The sequence below is a fragment of the Pontimicrobium sp. SW4 genome (assembly GCF_039954625.1).
GTDB lineage: Bacteria > Bacteroidota > Bacteroidia > Flavobacteriales > Flavobacteriaceae > Pontimicrobium.
On sequence record NZ_CP157199.1, the window covers coordinates 2,087,109 to 2,099,867 of the forward strand.

10 protein-coding genes and 1 pseudogene are annotated in these 12,759 nt (G+C 32.3%); 5 read left to right on the forward strand and 6 right to left on the reverse strand.

The window, feature by feature from the left end; genetic code table 11:
• The first annotated feature begins 122 nt into the window (after nucleotides 1-122).
• The gene (locus ABGB03_RS09760) at nucleotides 123-2,372 is read left to right on the forward strand and encodes a fasciclin domain-containing protein (protein WP_347922326.1); all 2,250 of its coding nucleotides are present in this window, start codon (nucleotides 123-125) and stop codon (nucleotides 2,370-2,372) included.
• Between the two features lie 96 nt (nucleotides 2,373-2,468).
• Here the strand turns inward: ABGB03_RS09760 and ABGB03_RS09765 are convergent, their stop codons facing one another.
• The 3 genes from ABGB03_RS09765 to ABGB03_RS09775 form a co-directional block, all read right to left on the reverse strand.
• Nucleotides 2,469-3,164 carry a toxin-antitoxin system YwqK family antitoxin gene (locus tag ABGB03_RS09765; protein ID WP_347922327.1) on the reverse strand — a complete coding sequence of 232 codons (696 nt, stop codon included), beginning with the start codon at nucleotides 3,162-3,164 and terminating at the stop codon, nucleotides 2,469-2,471.
• Between the two features lie 97 nt (nucleotides 3,165-3,261).
• Entirely contained in the window at nucleotides 3,262-5,169 is a 1,908-nt protein-coding gene (gene yidC, locus ABGB03_RS09770; protein ID WP_347922328.1) for a membrane protein insertase YidC, read from the reverse strand.
• Nucleotides 5,170-5,260: 91 nt separating this feature from the next.
• Entirely contained in the window at nucleotides 5,261-6,895 is a 1,635-nt protein-coding gene (locus ABGB03_RS09775; RefSeq protein ID WP_347922329.1) for a CTP synthase, read from the reverse strand.
• A gap of 231 nt (nucleotides 6,896-7,126) precedes the next feature.
• Between ABGB03_RS09775 and ABGB03_RS09780 the strand changes: the two genes are divergently transcribed.
• The 4 genes and pseudogenes from ABGB03_RS09780 to ABGB03_RS09795 all read left to right on the forward strand — a co-directional run bounded on the left by ABGB03_RS09780 (nucleotide 7,127) and on the right by ABGB03_RS09795 (nucleotide 9,984).
• Nucleotides 7,127-7,660 (forward strand): helix-turn-helix domain-containing protein, encoded by a 534-nt coding sequence (locus ABGB03_RS09780; protein ID WP_347922330.1) that lies wholly within the window; start codon nucleotides 7,127-7,129, stop codon nucleotides 7,658-7,660.
• Between the two features lie 107 nt (nucleotides 7,661-7,767).
• The gene (locus ABGB03_RS09785; RefSeq protein ID WP_347922331.1) at nucleotides 7,768-8,316 is read left to right on the forward strand and encodes a hypothetical protein; all 549 of its coding nucleotides are present in this window, start codon (nucleotides 7,768-7,770) and stop codon (nucleotides 8,314-8,316) included.
• An 86-nt stretch (nucleotides 8,317-8,402) separates the two neighbouring features.
• Nucleotides 8,403-9,283: pseudogene (locus ABGB03_RS09790) on the forward strand (DUF2911 domain-containing protein).
• Between the two features lie 200 nt (nucleotides 9,284-9,483).
• A complete protein-coding gene (locus tag ABGB03_RS09795) occupies nucleotides 9,484-9,984 on the forward strand; it encodes a nuclear transport factor 2 family protein (protein ID WP_347922332.1) in 501 nt (166 codons plus the stop codon).
• Here the strand turns inward: ABGB03_RS09795 and ABGB03_RS09800 are convergent.
• The 3 genes from ABGB03_RS09800 to ABGB03_RS09810 are packed head-to-tail and all read right to left on the reverse strand — an operon-like array spanning nucleotide 9,981 to nucleotide 12,725.
• Nucleotides 9,981-10,211, reverse strand: coding sequence for a DUF3820 family protein (locus ABGB03_RS09800; RefSeq protein WP_347922333.1), 231 nt, complete (start codon nucleotides 10,209-10,211; stop codon nucleotides 9,981-9,983). The two genes, ABGB03_RS09795 and ABGB03_RS09800, sit on opposite strands and share 4 nt — an antisense overlap.
• On the reverse strand, nucleotides 10,211-10,744 hold the full coding sequence (locus ABGB03_RS09805) for a DUF922 domain-containing protein (protein ID WP_347922334.1): 534 nt from the start codon (nucleotides 10,742-10,744) through the stop codon (nucleotides 10,211-10,213). Before ABGB03_RS09805 ends, ABGB03_RS09800 begins: the two co-directional genes overlap by 1 nt.
• Before the next feature lie 43 nt (nucleotides 10,745-10,787).
• Entirely contained in the window at nucleotides 10,788-12,725 is a 1,938-nt protein-coding gene (locus tag ABGB03_RS09810) for a LysM peptidoglycan-binding domain-containing protein (RefSeq protein ID WP_347922335.1), read from the reverse strand.
• Nucleotides 12,726-12,759: the final 34 nt, after the last annotated feature.

The window sequence follows — 12,759 nt, forward strand, 5'->3', positions numbered from 1 at the left end:
TATAGGAAATAATTTATAAAATGTATTTTGTTTAAAGTTTTGTTATTTTTTTGAAACAATATTAATATTTTGTTTAATCTTTTTATATATTTGTAAAACAAAACTATGAAAATAATTATAAAATGAAAACATTTAAAAAAATCAACGTATTACTTATTGCCCTTTTTGCGTCAATAATATTTACATCTTGTAACAAAGATGATGACAATCCAGAGGTTATTAGAACACTTAACATAGTAGGCATTGCTAGTGAAACACCAGAACTAAGTATCCTAGTAGATGCATTACTAGCTGCAGACGGAAACTTACCTGAAGCACTTTCAGGCGGACCATTTACAGTTTTTGCTCCAACAAACGATGCATTTGCGGCATTTTTATCTGCCAACGGCTTTTCAAGCTTAAGCGATGTTCCTACTGACGTATTGACTCAAATATTATTAAACCATGTAATTCAAGGTGAATTAAGATCATCAGATTTATCTACTTCTTACAGTAAAACTATGGCTAGAGAAACTACTACTGGAGAAAACATTAGTATATATATTGATACTTCAGCAGGTGTAACTTTAAATGGTGTATCAGATGTAACTACTGCTAATGTTGAGGCATCAAACGGTGTTATACATATAGTAGATGCAGTAATAGGCTTACCAACTGTTGTTGATTTCGCCTTAGCAGATCAAACTTTTTCTACACTAGTATCAGCTCTAACTAGAGACGATTTAACTTTTGACTTTGTTGGGACACTTTCAACACCTGCAGGAACTGCTCCTGCACCATTTACAGTTTTTGCTCCAACAAATAATGCTTTTGGAGATTTATTAACAGAACTTGGAGCTTCTGGACTTGGAGATATTGACGAACCAACTTTAAAAGCAACTTTAAACTTGCATGCTATTGCAGGTGCTAATGTTCGTTCCTCAGCTCTAACAGATAATATGACAATTAGTACTCTTGGTGGTGATGTGACTGGAAATGTAACTGGAGGTGCTACTATTACTGATGTGAATGGTAGAGTAAGTAATATAGTTGTAGTTGATGTACAAGCAGCAAATGGTGTAATTCATGTTATTGATAAAGTTATATTGCCCCAACAACCTAGCATTGCTGGAATTGCTATAGATACACCTGAACTGAGCATTTTAGTAGATGCATTAAGTAAGGCTGGTTTAGTACAAACTATGAGTTATCCTGGAGATTATACTGTTTTTGCACCAACAAATACAGCATTTATGAACTTTTTATCTGCTAACGGATTTGCTAGTTTAGATGATGTTCCTGTAAATGTATTAACTCAGGTATTATTAAATCACGTAGTTTCAGGTGGCGTAATGTCTACTGAACTTACTACAACGTATATAAATACTTTAGCAACAAAATCAGGAAGCAATTTAAATTTAAGCATGTTTGTTGATACGTCATCAGGAGTTACTTTAAACGGTGTATCAAATGTATCGACTCCAGACATTGAAGCTACCAATGGTATTATTCATATTGTAGATGCTGTAATAGGCTTACCTACTATTGTTGATCATGCTGTGGCAAATCCTAACTTTTCAAGTTTAGTAGGTTCATTGACTTCTTATGGTACAACGTTTACAGATTTACTATCAACTCCAGGAGATTTCACTGTATTTGCTCCAGACAACACAGCCTTTGGTGCATTTACAAATCCAAATTCAAATAGCTTAGACCAAATATTATCTAACCATGTTATTCCTGGTGCCACAGCAATGTCTTCAGGATTAGAAAACATGTACATAAATACAGCCGCAACATTTAATGGTACAATGGACTACTTAAGTATGTACATTAATACAGATAGTGGTGTATCTATAAATGGAAACTCAAGCGTAACAGCTGCAGATGTAGTTGCTTCAAATGGTGTAATTCATGCAGTAGATGCTGTAATAGATTTACCGACAGTAGTTGATTTTGCAGTAGCAGATCCAACATTTACAACTTTGGTTGCAGCATTAACAAGAGATGATTTAACATTTGATTACGTATCAACGCTTTCAACTAATATTGGTACAAGTCCAGCACCTTTTACAGTATTTGCTCCAACAAATGATGCGTTCGGGTCTTTATTAACAGAACTTGGAGCTACTAGTTTAGGTGATATCGATGAACCAACATTAAAAGCAACTTTAGACCATCATGCAGTAGCTACGGCTAATGTACGTGCAGAAGATTTAATGGATGACATGACTGTTGGAACATTAGGCGGTGACATTACGGCTAATGTTACAGGAGGAGCTACTCTAACCGATTCTAACGGTAGAGTTAGCAATATTGTTAAAGTGAATGTACAAGCTGCAAATGGTGTCATTCATGTAATTGACAAAGTTGTATTACCAAACTTAGATTAAAACATTATAATTGATTTGAATAAACAAAGTTTAGTTTAGTTAGAAGTAAGCCCTAGTCAGGTTTACGAAAAAAGCTCCTTTATAAAGGAGCTTTTTTTATTGTTTTTCTTTCTTTTTGGGAGCGCTAAAATTAGTTTCTTTTGTAAGCTTTCCTTCTTCATAATACTTCCATACTCCTACTTTTTTACCACGCTCATATCTACCTTCAGCAAGCAATTCTGCTTTTGGGCTATAATATTTAGCAATTCCATGAAGTTCCCCTTTATCATACATAAACTCTTTTAAAATAACATCTTTAACTGAATACCAAAGTGATTTTCCATGTTGTTTCCCTGCAACAAAATTAGCACGCTCAGCAACTGTACCTTCTTTATAATACACCAACTTTTCTCCTTCTAATTCTCCATTATCATTGTAATTTTCTAAAGTCATTATCTTATCAGACTTGTTATGATAATACACCCATTTACCTATATATAGCTTCCCTTTCATTATCCCTTCACTAATCACCTTTCCATTGGATGCCAAAAACTTAACTTCAGCAGTATCGTCATTAGTATTAAACATCTTAGTAGCAGTTAAAACGCTTTTCTTTTTAACAAGTTTATAAAACTTAAACTCTCCAACTTCTTTTCCGTGATCAAAGGTGCCTTGATAGCGAATTTGATTTGTACCTTCAAAATTCTTTTTCCAAATACCATGGCGCTTTCCTTCAGAGTCAAATTGATTAACCTCTTGACCAAATACAAAAGAGCTAAGAATAATTAGTAGAAATGTGAATCTTATATACATTTACATAGATTTTATAAGTGTTTAACGTTACAATTTTACGAAAATTGTAGACATAAAAAAGCTACCAATATGGTAGCTTTTTCAATAGTTATTAACCTTATTTTTTTCGGTTTTGTTGTTGTCGTTTTTGTTCCTCTGCTTTCTCCATCATTTCTGCCATTCGCTTTTGGAACTTTCCTTGTTTCTTAGGTTTTTGTTTATTTACCTGAATTTGAGCATGAATCTTATCTTCATCTAAGATGTAATTCTTAATAACTAACATAATACCAATGGTAATTAAGTTAGAGATAAAGTAATACAAACTCAATCCACTTGCATAGTTATTAAAGAACACCAACATCATAATTGGTGAGAGATAAATCATATACTTCATCATTTTCTGCATATCTGGCATACCTTCTTGTGTTGGTTGCGATGCAGCTTGTTGCCCAGTAGTCATTTTCATATAAAAGAAAATAGCTACAGATGCTAATATTGGAAATAAACTTACGTGATCTCCATATAATGGAATTCTAAATGGCAATTCAGCAATTGTATCATACGATGCCAAATCTTCTGCCCAAAGGAAACTTTTTTGACGTAACTCAATCGCAGTTGGAAAAAACATAAACAAGGCATATAAAACTGGTAGTTGCAATAGTGCAGGTAAACAACCACTCATTGGGCTTGCTCCTGCTTTACTATAGAGCGCCATTGTTTCTTTTTGCTTTTTCATTGGATTGTCCTTGTACTTTAAGCTAAGCTCAGTAATCTCAGGCTTTAAAATTTTCATTTTAGCCTGCGATAAATACGATTTATATAGTACTGGAGATAAAACTAATTTAACCACAATGGTCATAATAATAATAGCGATTCCGTAAGGAAAAAGACCGCTTAAAAAGCCAAATAAAGGAATAAATAAGTTTTTGTTAATCCATCCAAAAATTCCCCATCCATAAGGAATACTATCTTCTAAGTCTCTATCATATGTTTTTAAAATGGTACCATCTGTTGGTCCATAATACATATTCATAGATTCATTTAACTCACCTCCATTTAATTGTAATGGAATAGATGCTGCATAACTTTTAGTGTAAAGCGTATCAACTTCTTCATCTAATAGCAACGTTTCAGATTTTAAAGATGCTGTTTTAAATGGTTTATCTGCTAATAAAATTGAGCTAAAAAAATGTTGTCTGTATGATAGCCAGTTTACATCTTCTTCAACCTCTTCGTCATTTCCAGCTTGTGATAACTTACTTATTTTATCACCATTTTCATATTGATATGTTAAACGTGTGTAACGATTTTCATAAGAACCGCTTTTAGCATGTCGTCTTCCTTTTAGTTTCCAATCTAAACGAACATCTTGAGACCCATTAATTACATTACTCAACCCTTGTGATCTAACAGAAAAACCTAACATATAATCGTTAGGTTTAAGCTCATATCTATACTCTAAAAATTGTGTTTCAGATACTTTCAATTTCATTGAGAGTATTTGGTTATCACCATTTTTAGTTAGGGTTGGTTGAAAATAAAGATCTTGAGTGTTTAAAGTTCTGTTATCTGTCGTTCCAAAATTAAGATTGAATAACGCATTCTTATCCTTTATTAAATATACAGGAACAGAATCGTAGTTTGTAAACTTTTTAAGTTTTACTTCTTCAAAATAGCCTCCTTTATTATTAACTATAATTTTTAATACTTCATTCTCAAAAACAGTTGTTGCATCTTGAGCAGATGGTAAAGAAGCCGAATAAGCAAATGACCCTATTTTATTTTGTAAATCTGCTAGTTTTGTAGAATCACTTGTTTGCGTTGCTGTAAAGTCGGATGGTGTTGCTTGAAATTCATCTTTAACCTCTTCCGCTTTTTTCTGAGCATCAATTTGTGCTTGTTTTGCTTCTTCCTGTGCTTGCAATTCTTCAGGAGTAGGTTGATTTTGATAGAGCATGTATATCAATATCAATGCAATAAGTACAAAACCTATGATTGAATTAATGTCTAATTTTTTTTCTTCCATGTATTACTGTTGTCTTTTTAAAAAGATTCCTTCTTTTTTAAGGAAGGACAAATATAGTTTTTACCTAACAAAAAGCTATCCATTGTTTTAATTATGCCATACTGACATTGTTTTTAGCCTTAGAATATTTAAGTGCCGCTTTTACAAATGCCACAAATAAAGGGTGTGGACTAGCAACTGTACTCTTATATTCTGGATGGTATTGAACACCAACAAACCAAGGATGTGTTGGGATTTCAACAATTTCTACCAAGCCAGTTTCTGGATTTACACCAGTAGCTTTCATACCTGCTGCTTCTATTTGCTCTCGGTAGTCGCTATTAAATTCGTATCTATGTCTATGACGTTCTTCAATCATGTTAGTACCATACACTTTAGCTGCTATACTACCCTCATGTAACTGACAGTCCCAAGCTCCTAAACGCATAGTGCCACCTTTATGGGTTACATTTTTTTGTTCTTCCATAAGGTCAATTACAGGGTTGGTAGTTGCTTCTTCCATTTCGGTTGAATTGGCATCAGCAATACCTAAAACGTTTCTAGAATACTCTATGACTGCCATTTGCATTCCTAAACAAATCCCTAAAAATGGGATATTTTGCTCACGAACAAATTTTACAGCTGCAATTTTACCTTCTATACCACGTTCCCCAAAACCAGGAGCTACCAAAATACCATCTAAATGTGATAGCTTAAGTTTTATATTTTCAGCATTTAAATACTCGCTATGTACAGACTCTACATTTACCTTTACTTCGTTTGCGGCTCCTGCATGAATAAAGGCTTCTAAAATTGATTTGTATGAGTCTTGAAGCTCAACATATTTACCAATTAAGCCAATAGTAACTTCGCCTTTTGGATTTTTATGGCGCGATAAAAACTCATTCCATTGAGTTAGGTCTGGTGTATCACTTTTTAATTCTAATTTTTTAAGGACAACTTTATCTAATCCTTGTTCTAACATTAAATTTGGTACATCATAAATGGTTGATGCATCAATAGATTGTATAACTGCTTCTTCCCTAACATTACAAAACAATGCTAATTTACGACGTAAATCTTCAGGCAATTCGTGTTCTGTTCTACATACCAAAATATCTGCCATCACTCCACTTTCCATCAAAGTTTTTACACTGTGTTGTGTTGGTTTTGTTTTTAGCTCACCTGCTGCCGATAAAAATGGTACTAAGGTTAAATGAATCACAATAGCATTATGTTCTCCTAAGTCCCATTTTAACTGACGTACAGCTTCAACATAAGGTAAAGATTCTATATCACCAACAGTTCCACCAATTTCGGTAATAACGATATCGTAATCGCCAGAATTACCTAATATTTGAACTCGATTTTTAATTTCGTCTGTAATATGCGGAATCACTTGTACTGTTCTTCCTAAAAATTCACCACGACGCTCTTTTTCTATCACGCTTTGGTAAATACGTCCTGTGGTAACATTGTTAGCTTGTGAGGTTGGTACGTTTAAAAAGCGTTCGTAATGACCTAAATCTAAATCGGTTTCGGCGCCATCATCAGTGACATAACATTCTCCATGTTCGTATGGGTTTAATGTTCCTGGATCTACATTTATGTATGGATCTAATTTTTGAATGGTAGTCCTGTAACCCTGAGCCTGAAGTAATTTGGCTAAAGATGCTGCGATAATACCTTTACCGAGTGATGAGGTTACACCTCCTGTTACAAAAATATATTTAGTTGCTGTAGTCATGTTGCGCTTTTAAACGCAGGCAAATTTACAAAATTTCTACACTTATTTAGGCTTTGCTTTAGGTTATTTATAAGCTATTGTTAATAACCTTTTCTACTGGCATATATAAGCAGGTGAACGTATTGATTTTCTGACAAAAAATAGCTAACTTCGTTTAACGTCGGATATAAGTCATTAAAACGCGCATATCTGTAAAAAACATTGGCAACAAGCTAAAACAAAGTTTAACTAATGCAAAACAAGGTTCAATTTTATAGAGAAAAAAATAATTTGACTCAGACTCAACTTGCTGAAAAGTCAGGTTTATCATTGCGAACCATCCAAAGAATCGAAAACGGAAATAGCTTAAAAGGTTTTACTCTAGAAGCTATAGCAAAAGCATTTAATATTAAACCTGAAACTCTTCTAAAGAATGAGCTAAATTTACCTGAAATCAAAATCATCAATATAGCTACACTATCATTTTTCATCATTCCTTTTGGAAACATAATTTTACCTGCAATTTTAACGTTCAAAAGCAAAAATAAAAAAACAAAGTCACTTGGAAGAGATATACTAAGTATTCAAGTAATTTGGACTGTTGTCACTTGTATTCTATTGATAATTAGTCCTTTTATACAAAATTGGCTACAAACTAATATTCCTTTACTTATTTTTCTTTTAATTACTTTAATTTGTATCAATGTCTTTATTACCATTAAAAATGCAATAAGTCTAACAAATAAATCAGAATTAGATATAAAGCTAAAAATCAACCTGTTATAATCATTGTCACATTATTGACGTAACATTGTCGGCATCATACTTTTTAAACTTTACATAATTTGTCCGAGTATTGATGTACACAAAAATGAATCTTCAATATTTGACGGATGAACAACCAAAAAATAAATGGAAAATACCTAGCCGCAGGAATTGTAGCTGTTATGTTTACATGGTTAATTCACGAATTTACTCATTGGCTTACAAGTGAATTATTAGGATATAAAACAATAATGCAACTAAATGTAACTTACCCAATAGAAAGTGAAACCCCAATCGAACTACATCAGGCTTTCATTTCAATATCAGGCCCAATAATTACAATAATACAAGCGCTTGTAGTCTTTATTATTCTGGAAAAGCGAGACTGGAACAAATACCTTTATCCATTTCTTTTCACAGCATTTTATATGAGGGTTTTAGCGGGACTAATGAATTTTATAAACGCGAATGATGAAGGACGTGTAAGTCAGTATTTAGGAATTGGAACCTTTACACTATCAATAATAGTTAGTGGACTTTTATTCTTTTTGGTATATAAAATTTCAAAAAAGTATTCACTCCGTTGGAAATTTCAATTGGCAACATATCTAATCATTATGATTGTAAGCTCAATTTTAATCCTTTCAGACCAATTTCTAGAGATAAGAATAATTTAATTACGTAATTTTGAGCAATAACTGGTATGTATATTCTTAAAAACTATTAGATACATATGAACAAATTTACTTCAACCCTAATTCTGATGTTTATATCACAGATAGCGTTTGGACAGTATCAAATTGGATTGGTACCAAGAGTAAGTCCTGACAAAGCAATATATCAAAAAATAGGTTATACTGAAGTGAACATTAAGTATGGTAGTCCGGCTTTAAAAAATAGACAGATTTGGGGAGAATTAGTTCCTTATAACAAAGTATGGAGAGCTGGTGCCAACAATGCTACTACTGTTGAGTTTAGTTCATCCATTACAATTAATAATACATCACTGGATAGTGGAAAATATGCATTTTTTAAATTCCAAAAGAAAACGATAGATGGACTATAATATTCAATAAAATCCACAAACAATGGGGAGCATTTAAATACAATAAGGATGAAGATGCTTTAAGAATAGATATTTTGCCAAAAAGAAATACTAATCAAACAGAAAATTTAACTTATTCTATTAATCAAGTTGGATTTAAATTTGGGAGCATAATTTTAAATTGGGAGTATCTAGAAATAGAAATTCCATTTGAAACTAATTACCTTATTCAGTTTCAGCAAGAAGTGGAATTAAGAGCGAGCAAACAATCCGAATATATCAAATGGATAGTATATTTACAAGGCGCAGAACATTTGTTACAAATACGCTCAAATGATAGTTTAGCTATGTCCTGGATAAATCAAGCTGAAAAAATAATGAACTCTAGATCTGAATGGAATGAGCAATTCTATCCAAGGGATTACATTAAAGGGCATTTGTATTGGACCAAGGCTAAGTTATTAGCTCAAAGTAAAAACTTCAACCAAGCCGTAATTTATGCTCAAAAAGTAAAAGTCCTTGATAATACGATTTTTTACGACAAAAAAAATGAAGAAGAGTCTATTGATGCCTTAATTGATTATTGGAAAGAAAAATAATAAAAAGCCAGTTGCCAACAAGGTATAAATGTAATAGCAGACAAAGTGCTACAAACAAAAAACTTACATATAATAAAAGTTATAAATTAGCTGAAAGTAATGGTTTCTAAAACTGCTACTACATTTATGCATAGACGTTAAACTAACCGCCAAAAATTGCATTCACTTAAATTAATTAACTTTATAGTTAAATCATAGCTATGACAAAACCCTATCTATTAAGCCTTGTAATTATTGTATGTGTTTCTTGTAACAAGCAGCAACCCTTCTCTATTGAAAAAGAAACAGCTAGCATATTAAAGTTGCACCATGCGCAAAGAGAGTATCACTTTAATAAAGATTCTATGGCGTTTGCAAATCAGCTCTCTAAAAATTTTATTTCGGTTAATAGAGGTGAGATCAGTAAGCCAACAAAAGATGCTACTATTGCTAGATACAATAGTTATTTTTCGTCGGTAGAGTTTGTAAAATGGGATGATGTGTCCGAGCCTATTATTAAATTTTCAGATGATGGTAGTATGGCATATACCATTGTAGATAAAATAGTCACTGTTACTTTTAAAGATTCAACTGAAAATATAATTGAGGAAGAAACCCATTTTTCGTGGACAGCTATTTATAAAAAATATGGCGACGAATGGAAAATAGACCATGTTGCTTCTACCAACAAGCCAAGTATTAAACACTCTATAGATAATTAAGACGTTCTTCTAATGTTTCTTACCAACTCTTCTAGTCCATTAGCTTTTAGTTCATAAACAGTTGCTAACATCTCACCTATTTGCCCTTTTGGAAAACCTTTGTTTCTATACCAAACCACATAATACTCGGGTAAATCTATCATGAACTTACCCTTATATTTACCATAAGGCATCTTGGTGTTGGCTAGTTTTACTAGAAATTGTTTGCTTTGGTTTTGGTTAAGCATTATGAACTGTATCGAGACAACTTATTAAGTGCTTCAATAATTTTTATTTGCCATTCTTGTTGTTTTTCGAGGTCTTGAGAATGTCTTGTTTCTGCATCATACTTATTTTGCAATGCTTCCAATTCTTTGTTAATGGTCTTATGTAAACGATTCATTTGATTATCAATATCCATTGTAAACTTCATTTTTTCAATACGCTGTCTAAACATACGTGCATGAAGTTCGGTAATATCAAAATGTAATCGCTCGTGATTCAAAATATTATTATCTGCTTTTTCTTTTAAATACCAAGATCTGTTTGGGTAGAAATCGGCACGTATATTATAATTATAGTCTACTAATCGTGTATCTGATTTCTTTGTAGAGTAACTAAAAGTGATTCCTGAAGCTGTAACAGCCACTGAATTATTACTAGGTCTTGGTTCGCCCCTAAAATCACTCCACTCTAATCGGTTATCTAAATCCCAACTAATGGTAGGACTATCTTGAAACAAAGTTACAGAAACTAAACAAGCAATTAATAATTTGTACATAGAATAGTAATCAATTACAGAAAAAACGCAAGAATAATTACTATTATTGTTTTACCTCAACAATTCTAAGATTATCAAACTTTACAATATAAATAGCTTCATTATAATAACCTCCAAACATTTTTTTACCATAACGGAATTTGTTCTCGACATATTCGGTTTCAATATCATTGGAAGACGCATCATATAAATCGTCGGCAGTTGCCAAACGCAAAAGCACATCCATAGTCAAATCGAACCCTCTAATAGCATAACGATTTGGAGTGGTGTAAAACTTTTTTTGATATGCTTTTACAAAACTATCTGTTTGATCTTGATTTATTGGTCTATTAGGCGATGGGTAATGAAACTTAAGTTTAGATAAAGTAATATTAGATACGTTATCACGGTCAAAAGCTCCACTCTTATCACTTGTTAATAACACAACTTCACGCTCTATTTCTAACTCTTCATCAAAGCCAATAAATCCAGATAACATACTTGTTACGTTAGATATAAACCCTTCGTTATCAGATTCAAGAAATACCATATTAAGACCTTCTCTAAATTCTTTCTCTATATCATCCTTCAAAATATAGAATTGGTCTTTTTTAGTTTCTTCATCAACACGAGAAAAAACTTGTTTAGCTCCTGGAAATTCTTGCGCTAAGAGATTGTTTTCATGGCGATGTTTTTGATCAGAAATAATTAAAATACGACTAGGTACTGTATCTAATTTCTTTACAAATTCCACAATGCGCTTGCGTTTTAATTCATTTGCTGGAACAGTTTGAAATACATTATTATACAAATTACTAGCTTGCATTACTGGAGACACGATTGGTACATTATCGCGACGCAACATTCCAGCTGCGCGATCAAAATTATTAGGAAAAAAAGGCCCAATTACAGCATGATAATTTGAAAAATCTTTGCTGTTTAAAATATTGGCTACTTCACTTTCTCTATTTTTAGTGTCATACACATCCAACTTGGTAGATATACCTAACTGTTTAAGAGAATCTATAGCCATTAAAACACCTGTATGAAAATCTACTGTTATGGTTGTTAACGAATTTTCGTTACTTAACATATTCTTTATATCTTCAGTAGCATTCATATCAACACGATCCAACCTAAAAGGTAGCATTACCGCTAAATTTTTTGTTTCGTAATTATTAATTTTATCAATTAACACTGAACGAGTTACATCTTCTTCTCCACTATTATCATCAACATCTTTTGGTACTTTAATAATCATACCTGCTTTTAAACCTCCCTCCTTTAACTCAGGGTTTAAAATTTCAATTTCTTCTCGAGTTAACCCTAACTTACGTTGTAAAGCAAAAAAACCTTCTCTTGGTACAACAGTGTAATACCCAAACTCTTCATCTACAATCTTTTGTTCGTTATTAGCAATATTAGGCACATTAATTTCTTGACCTACTTGTAAAGTATCTGCCATTTTAGGGTTTAAACGTTCTAATTCGTCAACGGTAATTCCAAATTTATAAGCAATTCGCCACTTCCCTTCTTTAGGTTCTACTTTGTAACCTCTAATAGTATTTTCTAAATTAGTGGTAGCAGTAACTTTATCGTACTTAGGAATGTTGATTCTATCGCCTTTTCTTAGGTTTTCAGAATATAATCTATTGTTATGCTTTTTTAAATCATCAACAGTAACATTGTATATCTTACTTATACTGTATAATGTTTCTCTACGCTTTACTTTGTGAGTTTTATAACCAACCAGTTTTGTTACTTGAGCTTCCACTGGGTTTTCTAACACCTTAGATTCTGGAATAATAATTACCATGTTAGGTTGAAGGCTGTTTTTAGCATCAGGATTTAAAGCATAAATATCGTAAGGAGTTACTTTGTATATTTTTGCAATACTCTCAATAGTTTCGCCAATCTTTACTTTATGTGTTTTATAGTCTTGTGCTTTAGCAGAAATACTAAAAAGAATTAAAAAACTTAAACTGATTAAAAACTTCTTCATGTGTTATTTTTAAATGTATATACGTTAATTATGG